20 protein-coding genes and 1 tRNA gene are annotated in these 20,179 nt (G+C 34.1%); 7 read left to right on the top strand and 14 right to left on the bottom strand.

Translation table 11 applies throughout. The features are described from left to right. Window positions 1-100: 100 nt before the first annotated feature. Together mtgA and RMO53_RS08015 are read right to left on the bottom strand one after the other, a co-directional pair. Window positions 101-841, bottom strand: a complete 741-nt coding sequence (gene mtgA, locus RMO53_RS08020; RefSeq protein WP_310379488.1) for a monofunctional biosynthetic peptidoglycan transglycosylase — start codon at window positions 839-841, stop codon at window positions 101-103. Next, window positions 841-1,953: an FAD-dependent oxidoreductase gene (locus RMO53_RS08015; RefSeq protein ID WP_310379486.1), complete on the bottom strand. Its 1,113-nt coding sequence runs from the start codon at window positions 1,951-1,953 to the stop codon at window positions 841-843. The genes mtgA and RMO53_RS08015 overlap by 1 nt, the downstream gene beginning before the upstream one ends. 170 nt (window positions 1,954-2,123) lie before the next feature. Here RMO53_RS08015 and RMO53_RS08010 point away from each other — a divergent pair, with 170 nt between their 5' ends. Next, window positions 2,124-5,339 carry a reprolysin-like metallopeptidase gene (locus tag RMO53_RS08010; RefSeq protein ID WP_310379485.1) on the top strand — a complete coding sequence of 1,072 codons (3,216 nt, stop codon included), beginning with the start codon at window positions 2,124-2,126 and terminating at the stop codon, window positions 5,337-5,339. A gap of 98 nt (window positions 5,340-5,437) precedes the next feature. Here RMO53_RS08010 and accC read toward each other — a convergent pair whose 3' ends face one another. The 6 genes from accC to pdxA form a co-directional block, all read right to left on the bottom strand. Then, window positions 5,438-6,784 (bottom strand): acetyl-CoA carboxylase biotin carboxylase subunit, encoded by a 1,347-nt coding sequence (accC, locus tag RMO53_RS08005; RefSeq protein WP_310379483.1) that lies wholly within the window; start codon window positions 6,782-6,784, stop codon window positions 5,438-5,440. Window positions 6,785-6,875: 91 nt separating this feature from the next. Next, window positions 6,876-7,355, bottom strand: a complete 480-nt coding sequence (gene accB, locus RMO53_RS08000; protein WP_310379481.1) for an acetyl-CoA carboxylase biotin carboxyl carrier protein — start codon at window positions 7,353-7,355, stop codon at window positions 6,876-6,878. Between the two features lie 23 nt (window positions 7,356-7,378). Continuing rightward, a complete protein-coding gene (locus RMO53_RS07995; RefSeq protein ID WP_310379480.1) occupies window positions 7,379-8,377 on the bottom strand; it encodes a beta-ketoacyl-ACP synthase III in 999 nt (332 codons plus the stop codon). Window positions 8,378-8,549: 172 nt separating this feature from the next. After that, a complete protein-coding gene (gene rpmF, locus RMO53_RS07990; RefSeq protein ID WP_007137315.1) occupies window positions 8,550-8,744 on the bottom strand; it encodes a 50S ribosomal protein L32 in 195 nt (64 codons plus the stop codon). Window positions 8,745-8,753: 9 nt separating this feature from the next. Next, complete coding sequence (locus RMO53_RS07985) at window positions 8,754-9,299, bottom strand: DUF177 domain-containing protein (protein WP_310379478.1); 546 nt, start codon at window positions 9,297-9,299, stop codon at window positions 8,754-8,756. 83 nt (window positions 9,300-9,382) lie between these two features. Beyond that, window positions 9,383-10,432 (bottom strand): 4-hydroxythreonine-4-phosphate dehydrogenase PdxA, encoded by a 1,050-nt coding sequence (gene pdxA / locus RMO53_RS07980; RefSeq protein WP_310379477.1) that lies wholly within the window; start codon window positions 10,430-10,432, stop codon window positions 9,383-9,385. 57 nt (window positions 10,433-10,489) lie between these two features. Here pdxA and RMO53_RS07975 point away from each other — a divergent pair, with 57 nt between their 5' ends. Continuing rightward, complete coding sequence (locus RMO53_RS07975; protein WP_310379475.1) at window positions 10,490-11,077, top strand: riboflavin synthase; 588 nt, start codon at window positions 10,490-10,492, stop codon at window positions 11,075-11,077. A gap of 34 nt (window positions 11,078-11,111) precedes the next feature. Here the strand turns inward: RMO53_RS07975 and RMO53_RS07970 are convergent, their stop codons facing one another. The 3 genes from RMO53_RS07970 to mce form a co-directional block, all read right to left on the bottom strand. Further along, window positions 11,112-11,339, bottom strand: coding sequence for a hypothetical protein (locus tag RMO53_RS07970; protein ID WP_310379474.1), 228 nt, complete (start codon window positions 11,337-11,339; stop codon window positions 11,112-11,114). A 208-nt stretch (window positions 11,340-11,547) separates the two neighbouring features. Next, window positions 11,548-11,621: transfer RNA gene (locus tag RMO53_RS07965), tRNA-Ile, on the bottom strand. 144 nt (window positions 11,622-11,765) lie between these two features. Continuing rightward, window positions 11,766-12,167, bottom strand: coding sequence for a methylmalonyl-CoA epimerase (gene mce, locus RMO53_RS07960; RefSeq protein ID WP_310379472.1), 402 nt, complete (start codon window positions 12,165-12,167; stop codon window positions 11,766-11,768). 126 nt (window positions 12,168-12,293) lie between these two features. Here mce and rbfA point away from each other — a divergent pair, with 126 nt between their 5' ends. Next, window positions 12,294-12,686, top strand: a complete 393-nt coding sequence (gene rbfA, locus RMO53_RS07955) for a 30S ribosome-binding factor RbfA (RefSeq protein ID WP_310379470.1) — start codon at window positions 12,294-12,296, stop codon at window positions 12,684-12,686. A 2-nt stretch (window positions 12,687-12,688) separates the two neighbouring features. Then, window positions 12,689-13,888, top strand: a complete 1,200-nt coding sequence (locus RMO53_RS07950; protein ID WP_310379469.1) for an FtsX-like permease family protein — start codon at window positions 12,689-12,691, stop codon at window positions 13,886-13,888. On the opposite strand, the gene dusB is transcribed toward RMO53_RS07950, so the two are convergent. After that, window positions 13,889-14,881: a tRNA dihydrouridine synthase DusB gene (gene dusB, locus RMO53_RS07945; RefSeq protein ID WP_310379627.1), complete on the bottom strand. Its 993-nt coding sequence runs from the start codon at window positions 14,879-14,881 to the stop codon at window positions 13,889-13,891. Window positions 14,882-15,104: 223 nt separating this feature from the next. Here dusB and lepA point away from each other — a divergent pair, with 223 nt between their 5' ends. Together lepA and RMO53_RS07935 are read left to right on the top strand one after the other, a co-directional pair. Next, window positions 15,105-16,901 (top strand): translation elongation factor 4, encoded by a 1,797-nt coding sequence (lepA, locus tag RMO53_RS07940; RefSeq protein ID WP_310379467.1) that lies wholly within the window; start codon window positions 15,105-15,107, stop codon window positions 16,899-16,901. A gap of 108 nt (window positions 16,902-17,009) precedes the next feature. Beyond that, window positions 17,010-17,231: an addiction module protein gene (locus RMO53_RS07935; RefSeq protein WP_310379466.1), complete on the top strand. Its 222-nt coding sequence runs from the start codon at window positions 17,010-17,012 to the stop codon at window positions 17,229-17,231. A gap of 104 nt (window positions 17,232-17,335) precedes the next feature. Here the strand turns inward: RMO53_RS07935 and RMO53_RS07930 are convergent, their stop codons facing one another. Then, complete coding sequence (locus RMO53_RS07930; protein WP_310379464.1) at window positions 17,336-18,268, bottom strand: 1-phosphofructokinase family hexose kinase; 933 nt, start codon at window positions 18,266-18,268, stop codon at window positions 17,336-17,338. Between the two features lie 106 nt (window positions 18,269-18,374). Between RMO53_RS07930 and thiL the strand changes: the two genes are divergently transcribed. Further along, on the top strand, window positions 18,375-19,430 hold the full coding sequence (gene thiL, locus RMO53_RS07925) for a thiamine-phosphate kinase (protein ID WP_310379462.1): 1,056 nt from the start codon (window positions 18,375-18,377) through the stop codon (window positions 19,428-19,430). Window positions 19,431-19,482: 52 nt separating this feature from the next. Here the strand turns inward: thiL and RMO53_RS07920 are convergent, their stop codons facing one another. Continuing rightward, window positions 19,483-20,178 carry a response regulator gene (locus RMO53_RS07920; protein WP_310379461.1) on the bottom strand — a complete coding sequence of 232 codons (696 nt, stop codon included), beginning with the start codon at window positions 20,176-20,178 and terminating at the stop codon, window positions 19,483-19,485. Window position 20,179: the final 1 nt, after the last annotated feature.

Genomic DNA, 20,179 nt, shown 5'->3' with positions numbered 1-20,179 from the left:
AGGTATATTAACAAACCTACAAGATAAAAAAAGACCTTGCTGGATAATCGTTTGTCAAATTAAATTTTTATTAATCAACAATTTAATAATCTAATTCAGGCTAATAATTAATTTTGCCAACTTGTCGCATGACGCGCATAATTTTGGTTTTCCTATTATTAATGTAGGACGAGGAACTTGTTGCCTTGTATTTTCTAGGATTTGGCAATATTGCGGCAATTCCTGCAGCTTGAATTGGAGTAAGACTTGACGCTCCTTTTCTGTACCAATATTCTGTTGCAGCTTGAGCGCCATAAATTCCGTCGCCCATTTCTATGCTATTCAAATAGACTTCCATAATGCGCTCTTTGCCCCAAATAAATTCAATCAAAACGGTGAAATAAGCTTCCAACCCTTTGCGCAAATAGCTTCGTCCATGCCAGAGAAATACATTTTTTGCGGTTTGTTGCGATATGGTGCTTCCTCCTTTTATTCTTCGTCCACGCTCATTATTTTTAAACGCTTTTTGCATGGCATCAAAATCAAAACCGTTGTGTTTAAGAAAAGTTCCGTCTTCACTGGCAACCACTGCTTTTTGTAAATTGTTAGAAATATCCTCAATTGGAACCCAATCGTGATTCAAGTAGGCTTCTTTTCCGTCTAGTTTATTTTCTATAACCCGTATTACCATCAAAGGAGTGAATGGCACTGGCACAAATTTGAAAAGTAGTACTAAGAAAATGGAACCTCCAAAGAACCAAAGTGCCGCTTTGAATAAAAACCGTTTTAGTTTACTCATAAAACTTCCAGATTGTTTTTTTACTGTTGGTTTCTGTTTTTTTGCTGTTATTTTTGTTGCCATTATATTAAATCTGCTAATTCTTGACCTATTAAACTTCCTATTGCAACTCCCATTCCTCCTAATCTCACACCACAATAAATGTTTTCTGATAGTTGCGAAACGATAGGATTCTTACTGTTGCCTAAACCCATAATTCCGCTCCAGCGGTGCTCGATTTTAAAATCATGGTTTGGTAAAATTACTTCTTTTAATAATTGTTCCAATTTATTTTGTACGATTTCTGTTTGTCCAAATTCGGTGGTGTTTTCGGTATCAAAATCTAGATTTCTTCCGCCGCCTAATAATATTCGGTCGCCAATATTTCTAAAATAATAATACCCTTTGTCTAAATGAAACGTTCCGTTTATGTTTAAATTAGCGATTGGTTCTGTAATTACTACTTGCGCACGAGCAGGTTTTACTTGACCTGATGTTAAATCACTTGCAAATCCATTGGTTGCAAACAATAGTTTTTTTGTTGTAAAACTAAAATCTCCCAAGGCAACCTGAACTTGCTTTTCGTTGTCTAAATACGAAGTTACTGTTTGTTGATTTAAGATTAAAATATTTTCGGAAATCGCTTGTTTTAACAAAGCTTGCATCATATTTCCGGTATCAATTTGGGCTTCAAATGGATTAAAAATCAGGTATTCGTGAATGTCTTTGAAACTAAAACGATCTACTTCTTTTGCAAAAACATCCGTTTTAAAAAGTGGACGCAGAATTTCGTTTATAAATGATAATTTCCCCAAACATTCGTTATAGAAATTTTCATCCGATTTTAAAAACAACTCATATCCGCCAAACGGTTTGTAATCTATAGTGGTATCTCCAAGACGATTTCGTAGTAATTGCAGACCTTTGGTTCGTTTTTGAATGAGTTGAATAACGTCCTCTTCAGTATGTGTTTTTAAATCATCAATAATTTCAGACAGGCTTCCAAAACAGGCAAAACCTGCGTTTTTTGTACTTGCGCCTTGTGGCAATATTCCTTTTTCCAGCACTAAAATTTTACAGTCCGGAAATCGTTCTCGCAAACGCAAAGCGCAATGAAGACCTACTATTCCGCTTCCTACAATAGTGTAATCAATATTTGTAAACCAATTTTTAAGTTCCCAATAGCTTAATTCCATTTGAATTTTTTTATAAATAATAACTTATTGTAAGAAAATCAAGTTTGTGCATTTCATCGATTCAGTCGTTAAAAGAATTCAAAGTGTTGATAAATATATATTTGAGTTTAGTTTTTTGATAAAAATACACATATATTTGGTATTATAAATGTAACTAACCGAAAAAAATTATGAAAACAAAACTACTTTTATTTGCTGTGATTGCTATATCGAGCTATACTTTTGCTCAAAGTGGAAACTTCTGGAAAGCATCTGTTAGTAAGGATAGAACTGCTATTTCAGAAAATAAAAAACAACTTTTAAATCCAAAATTATACGATTTGGATTTTACAAATTTAAAGGTTGCCCTTACGGCTTCTCCAAAACGAACTGCATCTTCAGGTAAATCGGGAGTGATTGTTTCTTTTCCAAATGCTGATGGAATATTAGAAAATTTTCAGGTTTTTAGAACCTCAAATATGGATCCTGCCTTAGCGGCAAAATATACCGAAATTAGATCTTATATCGGTAAAGGAATTGAAAACCCTACATCCTCAATTTATTTCAGCGTTTCTCCTTTAGGGTTACAAACCATGACTATAAATGCGGACCGATCTGCAGTTTTTATTGAGCCGTATACTAAGGATTTGAAAACGTATGCTGTTTATAAAAAATCAGATAAAGCAGCTTCTTTGTCAAAATTTGAATGTACTGTTATTGAAGATGCTAAAAAAGATTTAAAAATAAATGGCGCATTATTACGCCCAAATGCTGATGATGGCCTTTTAAGAACATTTAGATTAGCCCTATCCGTTACTGCAGAATATACAACTTATTTTGGCGGAACTAAAGCTTTAGCATTAGCAGCAATGAACAATACCATGACGCGTGTGAACGGAATTTTCGAAATTGATTGTGGCATTCACATGAATCTTATTGCAAATAATGATGTTTTGATTTATACCAATGCAGCGACTGATCCTTATTCTCCCGCAACAAGTATTGGTAATTGGAATTTAGAATTACAAAATAATTTAACTTCGGTTATAGGTAATGCAAATTATGATATCGGACACTTATTTGGCGCTACTGGTGGTGGTGGAAATGCTGGTTGCATAGGTTGTGTTTGCGTAGACGATACCGTAAGTACGACGGATAAGAACAAAGGAAGTGGCTATACTTCTCCTCTTGATGGGATTCCATCGGGAGACAATTTTGATATTGATTATGTAATACACGAACTGGGTCATCAATTTGGTGGAAATCATACATGGACACACGGAGGAAACGAAGGAACTGGAGTACAAATGGAACCAGGAAGTGGCTCAACAATTATGGGATATGCTGGTATTACAAATTTTGATGTTCAACCGCATTCCGATGCATTATTTCATGCTGTAAGTATTCAACAAATAACTAATAATATTAAAACAAAAACGTGTTCTGTAAACACAGCCACAGGAAACTCCGTTCCAACAGCAAGTGCAGGTTTAGATTATACTATTCCAAAAAGCACTCCGTTTATGTTAACAGGAGTTGCAACAGATGCAAATGGCGATGCGCTTACTTATATCTGGGAAGAAATGGATGCACAAACCACAACTGCTGCTCCAAGTGCAACTAAAACTACTGGTGTAAATTTTAGAACTTATGATGTTTCTACTTCACCCGTAAGATATTTTCCTAGAATTCAATCTGTTTTAACAGGTGCAACAACTACTGCTGGAACCGAAATCACTGTAGAAGCTTTATCTTCGGTAGCTAGAACATTAAATTTTAGATTTACCGTTCGTGATAATCATGCTGGTGGACCAGCAAATAATAGTGATGATGCAATTATAACTGTTAACGCAACTGCTGGACCTTTTTCTGTAAGTTCGCCAAATACGGCTGTAACTTATGCCGGAAATAGCTCACAAACTATAACCTGGAATGTCGCTGGAACAACTGCAAATAATGTGAATTGCGCTAATGTAGATGTGTTAATTTCAACTGATGGTGGAAATTCTTGGTCTACAATTTTAGCTGCAACCCCAAATGATGGAACGCAAGCGGTTACCATTCCAAATTCTGCTGGAACTACCAACAGAATTATGGTTAAAGGAACAAATCATGTTTTCTTTGATATCTCTAATGCTAATTTTATCATTACAAATTCTGCTCCAGATACAACGGCTCCAACGGCTGCAGCATTAACAGCTTCTGGCACAACATCAACCGCGACTAATTTATCTTGGTCTGGCGCAACTGATAATATTGGAGTTTCTGGATATGATGTTTACCAAGATGGTGTTTTTAGAGCATCAACAGCTGCAACAACTTTTGCAGCTACAGGATTAACAGCTTCAACTGCTTATAGTTTTTATGTAATAACTAAAGATGCTGCAGGAAACGTTTCGCCAGCAAGTAATCCCGTAAATGTTACCACTTTAACTCCTGACACAACTGCTCCGACTGCTCCAACAAGTTTAGTTGCTGCTGGAACAACTTCAAATACTACCAATTTATCTTGGGTTGCATCAACAGACGATGTTGCGGTTACGGGTTATGATGTTTATCAAAATGGTGTTTTCAAAGCCACTACAGCTACTACAACTTATGCCGTAACTGGACTTACTGCTTCAACAGCTTATAGTTTTTATGTTCAAGCAAAAGATGCTGCTGGAAATAATTCAACTGCTAGCAATACTGTAAATGTTACAACGCTTGTAAACACAGTTAGTTATTGCACTTCACAAGGAAATAGTACTGCCAATGAAAGAATTGGAAGGGTTGTTTTTGGAACAATCAACAATGTGTCAACTGGAACTGCTGGTTATGAAAATTTTACAGCGCAATCAACAAACATGACAAGAAGTACGGCTAACACAATAACGATTACTCCGTCTTGGTCTGGTGGTACTTTTAATGAAGGATACGCTGTGTTTATTGACTACAATCAAGATGGCGATTTTACTGATTCTGGAGAAACGGTATTTACTAGAAGTAAATCAAAAACAACTCCCGTTTCTGGGACAATAACAATTCCTGCAGCAGCTTTACTTGGCGCTACAAGAATGAGAGTTTCATTAAAATATAATGGAACTGCGACTTCGTGCGAAGTATTTACTAGAGGTCAAGTTGAAGATTATACTGTAACAATTGTTTCAGCTGCAAAAGAAAATGAAACCAGTAAATCTATTGTTTCTGAAATTAAATTATACCCAAATCCAACAACTTCAATCGTAAATATAACTTCGGTTTCTGAAAATGCAACTTACAGAGTTATCAATTTACTTGGGCAAGAAATCGCTAAAGGCAAAGTGGAAAATGGTACCGTTTCAGTTTTAAAAATTAATTCAGGAAACTATATTTTAGAGATTTCTGACAATGGAACAACTACAACAAAACGATTTATTAAACAATAATCTTTTCTAGATTTAAACTAAAAAGCTTCCACAATATTGTGGAAGCTTTTTTAGGTATATCATAAAAAACCACTCAAAAAATTGAGTGGTTTTAAGTTTTATTCTGGATCATTCATTTTAAAAGTATCCATAAAAGCGGTGGTATAATCTCCCGAGATATAGCGAGGATCATCCATTAATTGTCTGTGAAAAGGTATCGTAGTTTTTATTCCTTCTATGACAAATTCGTCAAGTGCTCGCCTCATTTTGCTGATAGCTTCTTGTCGAGTTTGAGCAGTTGTTATCAATTTTGCAATCATAGAATCGTAATTTGGTGGAATCGTATAGCCAGAATAAACGTGAGTATCTAATCGCACTCCGTGTCCTCCAGGCATGTGAAGTGTCGTTATTTTTCCTGGAGATGGTCGAAATTCATTATAAGGATCTTCAGCATTGATACGACATTCTATAGCGTGTAATTGTGGCAAATAATTTTTACCCGAAATTTTAATCCCGGCAGCAACCATAATTTGTTCTCGTATTAAATCATAATCAATTACTTGTTCTGTAATAGGATGCTCCACTTGAATACGGGTGTTCATTTCCATAAAATAGAAATTCCGGTGTTTGTCAACCAAGAATTCTACTGTTCCTGCTCCTTCATATTTAATAAATTCAGCTGCTTTTACTGCTGCTTCTCCCATTTTTTGACGTAAATCATCGGTCATAAATGGCGAAGGCGTTTCTTCGGTTAATTTTTGATGACGTCTTTGTACTGAACAATCTCTTTCTGACAAATGACAAGCTTTTCCGTAAGAATCGCCTACAACTTGTATTTCAATATGTCTTGGTTCTTCGATTAGTTTTTCAAGATACATTCCGTCGTTTCCAAACGCTGCAGCTGATTCTTGACGGGCATCTTCCCATGCTTTTAATAATTCGTCTTCCTTCCAAACGGCACGCATTCCTTTTCCTCCACCACCAGCAGTTGCTTTTAACATGACAGGATAGCCGAATTTTTTTGCGATAGTTTGCGCTTCTTCAAAAGACTCTAAAATTCCTTCAGAACCAGGAACACATGGCACTCCTGCTGCTTTCATTGTGGCTTTTGCCGAAGCTTTATCACCCATTCTATCAATCATTTCTGGTGAAGCACCAATAAATTTTATACCATGTTCTTGACAGATTTTTGAAAATTTAGAATTTTCTGAAAGAAAACCATATCCAGGATGTATTGCATCTGCATTTGTAATTTCTGCAGCGGCAATAATATTTGACATTTTCAAATAGGACAAATTACTTGGTGGTGGACCAATGCAAACGGCCTCATCAGCAAATTTCACATGTAAACTTTCGGCATCAGCAGTTGAATAAACCGCTACAGTTTTGATGCCCATTTCACGACAAGTCCGAATTACTCGAAGTGCAATTTCGCCTCTATTTGCAATTAATATTTTTTTGAACATCTTTTTTTGAATTAAAAATTAAAAATTTTGAATTAAAAATTAAAAGGACTGTTGCAGAATTTTTAATTTTTAATTAATGATTTTTAATTGATTAAGAAGGATCTACTAAGAATAATGGTTGATCGTATTCTACTGGAGACATATCGTCAACTAAAATTTTAATAATTTTCCCAGAGACTTCAGACTCAATTTCATTAAATAATTTCATTGCTTCGATTACACATAAAACATCACCTTTTGAAATAGTGTTTCCAACTTCAGTAAACAATGGCTTGTCTGGAGATGGTTTTCTATAGAAAGTTCCAATAATTGGAGATTTTATTGTAATATAATGAGCGTTTTCTTCAACTGGAGCTGTTGGAATTGAAACTGCCGGTGCAATTTGTTGAGGAACTACTGCTTGCGGAATTGCGTTTTGAGCTGGCATTTGTTGTACATAAGTTACATCAGACGAATGACCTTCAAGGGTCGTTCTAATTGTGATTTTTACATCATCCATCTCTAATTTAACTTCCGCAACTCCTGAATTTGCTACAAATTTGATTAGGTTTTGAATCTCTTTTAAATCCATAATTATTTGTTTTTAGTTTAAATTTATTGTTTGTCGTATGCCCATTTTAGATATATTGATCCCCAAGAGAATCCTCCACCAAAAGCGGCAAATATAATTGTATCTCCTTTTTTAAATAAGTGCTCGAAGTCACTTAGAACTAGAGGTAATGTTGCTGATGTTGTGTTTCCATAACGTTCAATATTCATTAATACTTTTGAGTCTTCTAGATTCATCCTACTGGCTGTAGCATCAATTATTCGTTTGTTTGCTTGGTGTGGCACTAACCATGTAACTTCTTGATTGGTCAAATTATTTCGTTTCATGATTAATTCACATGCATCGGCCATATTAGTTACTGCGAATTTAAAAACAGTTTTTCCTTCTTGGACTATATTATGAAGATTATCGTTTATAGTTTCTATTGAGGTTGGATAAAGAGATCCGCCGGCATGAATTTTAAGAAAGTCTCTTCCTTCGCCATCTGTCCGCAAATATTCATCTTGCAAGCCTAATCCCTCATAATTGGGTTCGAATAAAACAGCTCCAGCTCCATCACCAAAAATAATACAAGTTGCTCTGTCTTTATAATCTACAATAGATGACATTTTATCGGCACCAATTAATAATACTTTTTTATATCGTCCAGATTCAATATAAGCAGCTGCAGTTGACATTCCGAATAAAAAACTAGAACAAGCGGCTTGTAAGTCATATCCAAAAGCGTTTGTAGCACCAATATTTGTAGCCACATATGCAGCTGTTGAAGCAACAGGCATGTCTGCAGTAGCAGTCGCCATTAGTATCAAATCTATATCTAAAGGGTCAATATTTGCTTTTTTTATTAAATCTTGCGCAGCTCGAATAGCTAAATAAGAAGTTCCTTTTGTGTCATCCTTAAGAATTCGTCTTTCTTTTATTCCTGTACGAGTAATGATCCACTCATCGTTTGTATCTACCATTGTTTCTAGAATTTTGTTTGTAAGTACAAAATCAGGTACATAAGCTCCAACAGCGGTAATAGCAGCGGTAATTTTATTCATTATATTCTATTATTTTTTTTCAAATGAATGCATTTGAAAAATTTTTAAAAGTCTTGAAAATTACAAAAAAAAATCTAAAACAATAGTTTTAAAATTTCTTATTTAGCGAATATTATAAACAACAAAAAAACTCTCACTAGGTGAGAGTTTTTTTGTTGTTTACATAAATGCATTATGCAACCGCTACAGATTTATCTATAACAACTTGCCCTCTATAATACATTTTACCTTCATGCCAGTATGCTCTGTGGTATAAATGTGCTTCTCCTGTGATAGGACAAGTAGCGATTTGTGCTACTGTAGCTTTATAATGTGTTCTTCTTTTATCTCTTCTTGTTTTGGAGATTTTTCTCTTTGGATGCGCCATTTTACTATATTATTTATCCGTTAATAGTTGCTTTAATTTGTCCCAACGTGGGTCAATATTTTCTTGTTCTTTATTATGTTCTGTTTTTATTTCCTTTAATGATAATTCATTCAATTTTCTTAAAGATTCTGTATCTAAACTTCCGTCTTTAATTCCTGGATGCACTCTTCTTAATGGAACCGATAGCACAATCATTTCATAAATATATTGTGCGATATCTATCTCAAACTCTCCGTGCGGCAAAATTAATAACTCTTCATTGTCGTTATTATATTCATCTCCAAAACTTACTATCAACTTCATTTTGCTTTTTAAAGGCAAATCAAAATCTTCACTTGTAAGATCACACGGAACGTTAATAGTACCTTTATGTTTGAAACTTAGTTCTAAAAGGGTACTTTTTTTTTCTAAAATAACATTAACTTTTATATCTGAATTTTGAAATTCATGATAATCCAAGTTCTCAAAGAACGCATTACTTATTTGATATTCAAAATGATGTTTTCCTAATTTTAACCCTGAAAAAGGGATTAAATATTTATTTGTCTTGCTCATTTCAACAACAATTTGCCCTTATTACGGGAGTGCAAAGATATGAAATTATTATAAATTTAATAATCTTATTTGCCTTTTTTTGATTATATCTGTTTTTCTTTTATTTTCAGAGGTTTTTGACTGATTTCTTCGTATAATTTTCTAGAATGATAGATGTCAATTGCTAGATAAACGGCCTCTTTAAATGAATTAAAATCCGCAATTCCCTTTCCGGCAATATCATAAGCGGTACCATGATCTGGCGAAGTCCTAATTTTATTTAACCCTGCAGTGTAATTTACTCCATTACCGAAAGATAAGGTTTTAAAAGGGATTAATCCTTGATCATGATAGGTTGCAATAATGGCGTCGTATTTTTCATATTGATTGCTTCCAAAAAAACCGTCGGCAGAAAAAGGACCAAATACTAAAGTTCCTTTGTCAAATATTTTTTTTAATATTGGCTTTAATATTGTGTCATCCTCTGTACCTATAACTCCTCCGTCTCCACAATGTGGATTTAGACCTAGAACAGCAATTTTTGGTTTATTAATACTAAAATCCTGAATTAATGATTGTTTTACTGTTTCGATTTTTCTTAAGATTAAGTCTTCTGTAAGATTTGAAGCCACTTCACTTAATGGAATGTGATCTGTCAATAAACCCACTCTTAGATTGTCTTGAACCATAAACATTAATGCATTTCCTTCTAATTCCTGATTCAAATAATCCGTGTGTCCTGGGAATTTAAACTCCTCCGATTGGATGTTATTTTTGTTAATTGGTGCCGTAACCAGAACATCAATTTGATTTTCTTTCAATGCCTTTGTTGCTGCAATAAATGATTTTATAGCATATTTTCCAGCTTTTTCGTCATTTATTCCAAAATTAATTTCGATGATTTCGTGCCAAACATTCAAAACATTTATTTTCCCTAAAACAACCTGATCTAATCGTTCAATGCCATGAAGAGCTGATGTAGACTCAAAGGTCTTTTTAACTTGAGAAAGCATTTTAACATTTGCAAAAATTACTGGCGTACAAAGTTCTAACATTCGCGAATCTTCGAATGTTTTTAAAACCACTTCGCTACCAATACCGTTTAAATCTCCTATCGAAATTCCAACGATAATATTTTCTGCCTTTTTTATCATGACCTGACGATATTTATTGCTAATTTTGAATGCAAATTTAGTAAAATAAAACAAGAAATGTTTACAGGAATTATAGAAACACTTGGCGAAATTATAGAAATCAAAAAAGATAAAGACAATGTCCACATCACAATAGCTTCTTCTATTACCGAAGAACTTAAAATTGATCAGAGCGTGTCGCATAATGGGATTTGTTTAACGGTTGTAAATAAAGATAAAAATCGATACACAGTCACAGCTATTAGCGAAACCATAAACAAGACAAACATATCTTTTTGGAAGTCCGGCGAAAAGGTTAATCTTGAGAGAGGAATGAAATTAGGCGATAGACTTGACGGTCATATTGTACAAGGCCATATTGATCAAACTGGTAAGTGTGTTTCGATTCAAGATAAAAACGGGAGTTGGCTCTACACTTTTGAATACGACACAAGTCATAAAAACATAACTATTGAAAAAGGTTCTATTACGGTAAATGGAGTTAGTTTAACGGTGGTTGATTCCAAAACAGATCAATTTAGCGTAGCTATTATTCCTTATACTTTTGAAAACACAAATTTCAATACCTTTGAAATAGGTACAATTGTAAACCTTGAATTTGATGTAATAGGAAAATATGTTTCTAAATTACATTCTAATAAATAAAACCCTTTAATCAATTAAAGACAAAAACTCCAATCTAGATTGGAGTTTTTGTCTTTAATTGATACCTGTAAATTATATAAATACCTAAAATAATTGCTAAAATTAATATCAAATAAACATCTACTTCTATAGATAATCCTGGAGGCGGTGGTGGTTTTTTGCCATTGTTAGGCGGTGGTGGATGGTGCCCAGCATAGGCACTTGAAACTCCAAGTAGGAATATCGTTAAAATTAAAAAAAAATTCGATATTGCTTTCATCATTAATTGTAACAATAAGCCTATTGTTTAAACCAAAAACAAATACTTATTATTGTATAACTCCTGTTTTTATTTAATAGTGTGTAAAGTTATATTTTTTAAAATCAAAATTAAATATTCTGCGTTAAAAATATGTTTTTACCGATTAAAAGCAGGTTTTGACAAATGTATAATAAAAAACCCACAAAATTAATATATTTTGCGGGTTTTGTGGTCCCACTTGGAATCGAACCAAGCACCTACTGATTATGAGTCAGTTGCTCTAACCGAATGAGCTATAGGACCGTTATTGCGGTTGCGAAATTACTACTATTTTACATTTGTACCAAATATTTTTGAATTCAATTTTTATTTAAATTTTGTAATTTTAAGAAAAAGCATAGAACCATCTAAATATTAGAATCGTATAACTTCATTTTTTAGAAAAAATTATTCTATTTCCTGACATAATTCTATCAAAACCCCATTAGTACTTTTTGGATGCAAAAAAGCAACCCATTTATTATCAGCCCCTTTTTTTGGAGTATCGTTTAAGACAACAAATCCTTCGGTTTTTAATCGTGCCAATTCCTTTATAATATCATCGACTTCAAAAGCAATATGATGAATTCCCTCTCCTTTTTTTTCTAAAAATTTCGCAATTGGACTCTCTGGACTTGTCGCTTCAAGGAGTTCAATTTTGTTTGGACCACTTTTAAAAAAAGCTGTTTTTAAGCTTTCACTAGCAACTTCTTCTTGCTTATATGCTGGTACGCCAAAGAGTTTTTCGTAAATTATTGCTGCCGTTTCTAAACTTTTGACCGCAATTCCTATATGTTCTATTTTGTTCATTGCCTTAATATATGTTCCTAGTTTTGAAATAAAGAAAATTACCCTGATTGTTAAGACAAATATAAAAAACTTTATGACTTTAAGGCTTTACAACTTTGTAACTCAAAAAATTAGTATTTTTGCACCATGGAAACAAATAGACAGAAAAAAATAGGCGGTGTAATCCAAAAAGATTTGGTTGACATTCTACAAGGTGAAGTGAGAAAAAATGGAGTTACAAATTTAATAATTTCAGTGTCGAAAGTTACTGTAACTACAGATTTATCAGTAGCTACAGTACATTTAAGTATTTTCCCTCAAGATAAAGCCAAAGAAACTTTGGTAGCAATAAAAACAAATTCGAAATTAATCAAGCACGATTTGTCTCAAAGAGTACGATTACAATTGCGAAAAGTACCTAATTTAGTGTTCTTTATTGATGACTCTTTAGATTATATCGAAAAAATTGACAATGCATTGTCCTCCAAAGAAAATCCTATTGAAAATCGTGATCTTTTAGAAAAACGCAGACATTCCTAAACTTGAATTTTTCCTTATACATAGCCCGACGTTATATTTTTAGCAAGAGTAAAAACAATGCTATCAATATTATTAATCGTATTGCCAGTATGGGAATAATCGTAGGTGCAATGGCACTTTTTGTAGTTTTGTCGGTTTTTAGTGGCTTGAAAGTTTTTAGTCTTTCCTTCTCAAATGATATTGATCCTGATTTAAAAATTAGCAGCTCTTTAGGAAAATCATTTTTTATTACTCCAACACAAGAAGCTCAAATTAATAAAATAAGTTCAATTATTTCTTACAGTAAAATAATAGAAGAACGCGTTCTATTTGTGTACAACCGAAAACAAGAAGTTACCTACTTAAAAGGTGTTGATACTGCTTTTGTAAAAGTCAACGCTATTAAAAAAACACTCTTCAATGGAGAGTGGTTGAATAAAGAAACTTATCAAGTAGTTGTAGGATACGGAATTGCACAAAAATTTTCTATGGGATTGCTTGATTACAATAACTCACTTGAAGTTTTAGTTCCAAAATCAGGAAAAGGAACAATCGAAAATCAATCTGAAGCATTTAATAAAATGAATGTTGTTCCTGTTGGGATTTATGCTATTAGCGAAGAATTAGATTCGAAATATGTTTTTGCCGATTTAGGTTTGGCTCAGGAACTATTGGACTACAAAACCAATCAAGTTTCTGGAATTGAAATTAAAATAAAAAAAGAAGCTGAAGAAAGTGATATTATAAATAAACTTCAAACTATTTTTCACAATAAAATAACCGTAAAAAACCGAGCGCAACTCAACGATTCCTTATATAAAATGTTAAACACCGAGAATATTGCGGTGTATTTGATTTTTACTTTGGTAATTGTTGTAGCTCTTTTTAACTTAATTGGCGCACTTATTATGATGATTCTCGACAAAAAAGGAAACCTAAAAACCTTGTTCAATTTGGGAACCGAAATCAAAGATCTCCAAAGAATATTTCTACTCCAAGGAACTTTACTAAGTGTTTTTGGTGGAATTATTGGACTGGTATTAGGAATTATAATCGTGTTGTTACAACAACATTTTCAACTCATTATGATTACGCCTACGCTCGCTTATCCTGTAGTTTTTACTCTAGAAAACGTGCTGATTGTTCTAGCAACTATTATCACGCTAGGGTTTATAGCGTCCTTGATTGCAAGTAGTCGAGTGAGTAAGAAGTTGATAGATTAATTATACCACCTCATATCCCGCATAAGCGTTCTCAATTTCATTCAAAACGGCGAATAACTCTTCGGGACGATCTAAGGTAACTAATTGTTGTTTGAAGGGTTTGAAAGAATGAATTCCTTTGAAATAATTGTTATAATGCGGGCGTGTTTCTACAATTCCTAATCGTTCCCCTTTCCAAGCCATTGCCCAAGTGAGGTGATTTCGCACTGCTTCTACTCTATCTATAATAGTAGGTTTTGGTAAATGCTCTCCTGTATTGAAATAGTGTTTTATTTCATCAAAAATCCAAGGATAACCTATGGCCGCTCGACCAATCATAATACCATCAATGCCATATTCATTCTTATACAGCAAGGCTTTTTCGGGAGAATCAATATCTCCATTTCCGAAAATTGGCATGGTGATTCTTGGGTTGTTTTTCACTCGGGCTATGTGCGACCAATCGGCATGACCTTTGTACATTTGCGCTCGAGTTCTAGCATGAATCGTCAAAGCTTGCACGCCAATGTCTTGCAAACGCTCCGCAACTTCATCAATATTTATGGAATTATCATCCCAACCCAAACGGGTTTTTACAGTAACGGGTAAATTGGTGCTTTTAATAACGGCTTTGGTCAACCGTATCATCAAATCTACATCTTTTAGAACTCCTGCACCTGCGCCTTTGCAAACGACTTTCTTGACAGGACAACCAAAATTAATATCTATTAAATCTGGATTTACGGTTGTTACAATTTTAGAAGATAATGCCATTGCTTCCTCATCACCACCAAAAATTTGAATTCCTACTGGACGTTCGTAGTCGAAAATATCTAATTTCATTCGGCTTTTGATGGCATCGCGAATTAATCCTTCGGAAGAAATAAATTCCGAATACATCATATCTGCTCCATGCATTTTGCATAATCTGCGAAATGGCGGATCACTCACATCTTCCATAGGTGCGAGAAGTAATGGAAAATCAGGTAGTTCTATGTTGCCAATTTTTATCAACGGAATTTTTTTTGCAAAAGTACCTAATTGTAATAGATTTGACAACTTTTTGAAAGTTGTCAAATCTAATAAACTATATTTGCAAATTAAATCCTGTTTACTGGGGTTTGCGTTAGGGATTGTAGCGATATCCTTTTGTGAAACGCTAGTGGAGCAAAAGATTTAGCGAAAAGCCCGACCGCTTTTTTGCGGAAACGCCATAATAAATAGACACCATTCGAGAATGAAACATATTAGGAATTTTTGCATTATTGCACATATTGACCACGGAAAAAGTACACTTGCTGACCGTTTACTCGGAGCCACTCAAACGGTTACTGCTCGTGAAGAAAAAGCACAATTGTTAGACAATATGGACTTGGAACGCGAACGCGGCATTACCATAAAAAGTCACGCAATCCAGATGGAATATACTTACAAAGGTCAGGAATACATACTTAATTTGATTGATACGCCTGGACATGTTGATTTTTCGTATGAAGTTTCTCGTTCAATTGCGGCTTGTGAAGGTGCGCTTTTGATTGTTGATGCAGCGCAAAGTATTCAAGCTCAGACAATTTCAAATTTATATTTGGCTCTAGAAAATGATTTGGAAATTATTCCCGTTTTGAATAAAGTAGATTTACCAAGTGCAAATCCAGAGGAAGTTAGCGATGATATCATTGACTTATTGGGTTGTAAATTAGAGGATATCATACACGCATCGGGAAAAACAGGTTTTGGTGTCGAAAATATTTTGGCTGCTATTATCGAAAAAATTCCGCCTCCACAAGGCAATGTTGACGAACCTTTACAAGCCTTAATTTTTGATTCGCATTACAATTCCTTTCGTGGAATTGAAGTTATTTTCAGGGTAAAAAATGGACAAATTAAGAAAGGTCAGAAAATAAAATTCATGGCTACTGGCAATGAATATTTTGCGGACGAAATTGGGACATTAAAATTAAACCAAGTTCCAAAACAAGTAATTTCGGCTGGGGATGTTGGTTATTTAATTTCGGGGATAAAAGAAGCCAAAGAAGTAAAAGTAGGCGACACACTAACCGATGCTAAAACGCCAACAACTAATATAATTAAGGGTTTCGAAGATGTAAAACCAATGGTTTTTGCTGGAATTTATCCCGTAGACACCGAAGATTATGAGGAGTTACGAAACTCAATGGAAAAACTACAATTGAATGATGCTTCACTAGTCTTTTTGCCAGAAAGTTCGGCAGCTTTAGGATTTGGTTTTCGTTGCGGGTTTTTAGGAATGTTACACATGGAAATTATCCAAGAACGTTTGGAACGGGAGTTCAATATGACTGTAATTACAACTGTTCCCAACGTTTCGTATTTGGCTTACACCAAGAAAAATCCAGAGACACCACTTATTGTAAACAACCCTTCGGACTTGCCAGAACCATCTCGTTTAGATCATGTTGAAGAACCTTTTATAAAAGCCACCATCATCACAAAATCTGATTATGTTGGAAATGTAATGAGTTTGTGTATCGAAAAAAGGGGTTTAATTACAAACCAAACGTATCTAACAACGGAACGTGTAGAATTGACTTTTGACATGCCGCTCGCCGAGATTGTATTTGACTTTTACGACCGTTTGAAAACCGTTTCTAAAGGTTATGCCTCGTTTGATTATACTCCAATTGGAATGCGAACTTCAAATTTAGTTAAAGTAGATATTTTACTAAATGCTACCATTGTTGATGCATTGTCGTCCTTGATGCATACCGATAATGCGTATCAAATAGGTAAAAAAATGTGTGAAAAACTGAAAGAATTAATCCCACGTCAGCAATTTGATATTCCGGTTCAAGCAGCGATTGGGGTAAAAGTAATCTCTCGCGAAACCATAAAAGCCTTGCGTAAAGATGTTACCGCCAAATGTTATGGTGGCGATATTTCGCGTAAACGTAAACTGCTAGAAAAACAGAAAAAAGGAAAAAAACGCATGCGATTGGTAGGGAATGTCGAGATTCCGCAAGAAGCATTTATGGCGGTTTTGAAATTGAATGATTAGATTTTTTTCTAGAGAATAGAAAAAAGAGAATAGAATATAGAGAAACCTGATGGCGAAAATTGTCAGGTTTTTTTATTGACTACAATTTGTTTTCACTAACTTTGTTCTATGGAATCTATAAAATTAAATATCAATCTCAATGTAAATCAGCTTGTAGAAGCTGTGAAGCAGTTATCTCCTAAAGAAAGATTGAAAGTTAATGACGCTATTTGGAATGAAGATATGTTAATTCCTGTCGAACATCAACGAATTGTTTTGGAACGAATGGCAAAAGTAAAATCAAATCCCGAAAGACTTTTAGAATGGGACAAAGTTTCTAAAACGCTATAATAATAAGATTGTCAGGTTTTTATTGAAACATTATTGCTAGGCACGAAGCAATCTTATAACGAGCAACAAATGAGATTGCTTCGTGCCTAGCAATGACTGAACGACTATTCCCCTTGCATTTCGTCAAACAACCGTTTAGCATCTTCCAATTTAAAAAGTTGTGTACCTTCGTTCATTGTTGCAGCTGATCCACACGAAACGCCCCACTGAATTACTTCTATCAACGGTTTGTTTTGAGATAAAGCCCAAACCATAGCGCCAACCATGCTGTCGCCAGCGCCAACAGTACTTTTCTTTTCTACATTTGGTGCTTTTACAAATTCTGTTTGGTCTTTTGTTACTAAAATTGCACCTTGAGCACCAAGTGAAACCACAATAATTTTGGCGCTTCCTTTTTCAATTATTTTTTTGGCTGCCAATTCCACTTCATGGCGTTCTAATCTTTCGACACCTATTAATTTTGCTAGTTCTCCAATGTTTGGTTTTACCAAATAAACGCCTGTTTCCAAAACTTTTTGCAATGCTTCTCCCGAAGTATCTACAATTACTTTTGCTCCTGATGATTTTGCTACTACAGTAATTTTTTGATAAAAATCAGGATGTAAACCCTCATTTAAACTTCCGCTTATTACTAAATAATTGGTTTTTAATTCTTTTATTGTTTGGAGTATAGTTCCTTTTTCGGTTTCGGATAATTCGGTTCCCGGAAAACCAAAACGATATTGCGCTTTGGTAATAGTGTCAAATCCTATGAAATTTTCTCTGGTCCAGTTTTGTGTTGGAATGGATTTGCTCTCAATGTCTTCGTCTTGAATTAGCTTTTCTAATCTTTCGCCTGTTGAACCGCCAGAAGTAAATATACATAATGATTTTCCTCCCAAACGCACAATGGCTTTGGATACATTTATACCGCCACCACCAGCATCGTATCGAGGTGATTCACACCGAATTTTCTGTTCAGGAATCAAGCCGCTAAAGCTTGCCGATTTGTCTATCGATGGATTTAGAGTTAGCGTTACAATATCGAATATTTTCATTTTTGGAATTTAAATTTAAGATTATAAATTTAATCAAAATTAAGATTCAAAATCTTCGTTTATTTGCGACTTTGTGACAACGAAAAATCCTTCGTATCTTTGCGGCATGATAGAAGATAAAAATCAACAACGCAACTCGATTTCGCAACTAGGAGAATTTGGACTCATTGAACATTTGACTAAAGATTTTGATGTAAAACAGATTTCCACCATTAAAAGTATTGGTGATGATGCTGCAGTTTTGGATTTTAAGGATAAGAAAATTGTAGTTTCTACCGATTTGTTGATAGAAGGTGTTCATTTTGATTTGTCCTACATGCCATTGAAACATTTGGGTTATAAAGCGGTTGTTGTAAATGTATCTGATATTTGTGCGATGAACGCCAAGCCAACACAAATTACAGTTTCGGTGGCGGTTTCTAATCGGTTTCCGTTAGAAGCTTTGGAAGAATTATTTGCTGGAATTACATTGGCTTCTAGTGAATATAAAGTAGATGTAATTGGCGGAGACACCACTTCGTCGCAAAAAGGTTTGATCCTTTCGATTACTGCTATCGGCGAAGCGGATGAAGCAGAAATCGTATATAGAAATGGTGCAAAACAGACTGATTTATTAGTCGTAACTGGTGATATTGGCGCTGCTTATATGGGGTTACAAGTTCTAGAACGCGAAAAACAAGTGTTTCAAGTAAATCCAAATTCGCAACCCGATTTAGATTTGTATACTTATTTAATAGAACGTCAATTAAAACCCGAAGCAAGAACAGACATTAGAACCTTATTACATGCTCTGGAAATAAAACCAACTTCGATGATTGATATTTCGGATGGTTTATCGTCAGAAATTATTCATTTGTGTAAACAGTCTAAAGTAGGTTGTAATTTGTATGAAGATAAATTACCACTTGACCCACAATTAATCAATGTTTGTGAAGAGTTTGCTATTGATTCCACAACTGTTGCTATTAACGGTGGCGAGGATTATGAATTGCTTTTTACAATTGCAATTGAAGATTTTGAAAAAATTAAAGCCAATCCTAATTTTACAATTATTGGCCACATGACTCAAGAGAGCGAAGGGATTCATTTAATTACACGTGCTGACACTAAAATTCCTCTAAAAGCTAGAGGATGGAATGCTTTGAACAACGAAGATTTATAAAAAAAGTGGCCCATAATTAATGTGCCACTTTTTCTAAGAATTATAAAATAATCTAAAATAGTAATCCTCTATCTTTAGCCACTCGAACTAAATCAATATCGCTTCCTTCAACAATATCTAATATGTCTTTTAGTTTTATTTTTCTTCTTTCGATTGCACCCAATGCAATCGGAATATATTGTATCATTTCAGTAGTTTTAGTTCCTTTTGACAAATGAAACAATATTTGCTTATCAAACAAGTCAATTTCTATGGGCTTTAAATTTGCCTGATCCATCATTTTTTGAATCGATTGGCTGTAATAAATTTCATCTTTCAATACCTTATCAAAACCGAAAAGCATTTCGTCAAATGTCAAATCATTTTTTATTACTAATCCACTTGGGTTTATCGCCTCAATTATGTTTTTGATTTTTAATAGCTCTGTATACATCGTGAGCAAAATAATTTTGCAATTTGGCATGTATTCATGTAATAATATTGCCAAATCTTCGCCGGAATAAATTCCTTTTTCCTCATAGATTGGCATGCTTATATCTAAAAAAGCAATGTCAAAAACAGGTGAATCAGGGTTTGTAATCATATTATATCCTGATTGACAATCCTTTGCTTGAGAAAAATAAAACTGATATTCTTTAGGATTGTATCTTTCGATTACATTTTTATAACCATCTATAATAAATGGATGGTCATCAACAATTAAAATATTGTTTTTGATAGTAGGTTTGTCGTTGGGGTTGATTGTCATT

The organism is Flavobacterium sp., from assembly GCF_031409475.1.
Classification (GTDB): domain Bacteria; phylum Bacteroidota; class Bacteroidia; order Flavobacteriales; family Flavobacteriaceae; genus Flavobacterium.
Note: the sequence above shows the minus strand (reverse complement) of the source record. Positions and strands in the feature narration are given on the sequence as shown.

What these genes read in the sequence shown, in the direction of transcription:
- mtgA (WP_310379488.1), bottom strand. Translation starts at nt 841, where the DNA reads ATGGCAACAAAAATAACAGCAAAAAAACAGAAACCAACAGTAAAAAAA.
- RMO53_RS08015 (WP_310379486.1), bottom strand. Translation starts at nt 1,953, where the DNA reads ATGGAATTAAGCTATTGGGAACTTAAAAATTGGTTTACAAATATTGAT.
- RMO53_RS08010 (WP_310379485.1), top strand. Translation starts at nt 2,124, where the DNA reads ATGAAAACAAAACTACTTTTATTTGCTGTGATTGCTATATCGAGCTAT.
- accC (WP_310379483.1), bottom strand. Translation starts at nt 6,784, where the DNA reads ATGTTCAAAAAAATATTAATTGCAAATAGAGGCGAAATTGCACTTCGA.
- accB (WP_310379481.1), bottom strand. Translation starts at nt 7,355, where the DNA reads ATGGATTTAAAAGAGATTCAAAACCTAATCAAATTTGTAGCAAATTCA.
- RMO53_RS07995 (WP_310379480.1), bottom strand. Translation starts at nt 8,377, where the DNA reads ATGAATAAAATTACCGCTGCTATTACCGCTGTTGGAGCTTATGTACCT.
- rpmF (WP_007137315.1), bottom strand. Translation starts at nt 8,744, where the DNA reads ATGGCGCATCCAAAGAGAAAAATCTCCAAAACAAGAAGAGATAAAAGA.
- RMO53_RS07985 (WP_310379478.1), bottom strand. Translation starts at nt 9,299, where the DNA reads ATGAGCAAGACAAATAAATATTTAATCCCTTTTTCAGGGTTAAAATTA.
- pdxA (WP_310379477.1), bottom strand. Translation starts at nt 10,432, where the DNA reads ATGATAAAAAAGGCAGAAAATATTATCGTTGGAATTTCGATAGGAGAT.
- RMO53_RS07975 (WP_310379475.1), top strand. Translation starts at nt 10,490, where the DNA reads ATGTTTACAGGAATTATAGAAACACTTGGCGAAATTATAGAAATCAAA.
- RMO53_RS07970 (WP_310379474.1), bottom strand. Translation starts at nt 11,339, where the DNA reads ATGATGAAAGCAATATCGAATTTTTTTTTAATTTTAACGATATTCCTA.
- mce (WP_310379472.1), bottom strand. Translation starts at nt 12,167, where the DNA reads ATGAACAAAATAGAACATATAGGAATTGCGGTCAAAAGTTTAGAAACG.
- rbfA (WP_310379470.1), top strand. Translation starts at nt 12,294, where the DNA reads ATGGAAACAAATAGACAGAAAAAAATAGGCGGTGTAATCCAAAAAGAT.
- lepA (WP_310379467.1), top strand. Translation starts at nt 15,105, where the DNA reads ATGAAACATATTAGGAATTTTTGCATTATTGCACATATTGACCACGGA.
- RMO53_RS07935 (WP_310379466.1), top strand. Translation starts at nt 17,010, where the DNA reads ATGGAATCTATAAAATTAAATATCAATCTCAATGTAAATCAGCTTGTA.
- RMO53_RS07930 (WP_310379464.1), bottom strand. Translation starts at nt 18,268, where the DNA reads ATGAAAATATTCGATATTGTAACGCTAACTCTAAATCCATCGATAGAC.
- thiL (WP_310379462.1), top strand. Translation starts at nt 18,375, where the DNA reads ATGATAGAAGATAAAAATCAACAACGCAACTCGATTTCGCAACTAGGA.
- RMO53_RS07920 (WP_310379461.1), bottom strand. Translation starts at nt 20,178, where the DNA reads ATGACAATCAACCCCAACGACAAACCTACTATCAAAAACAATATTTTA.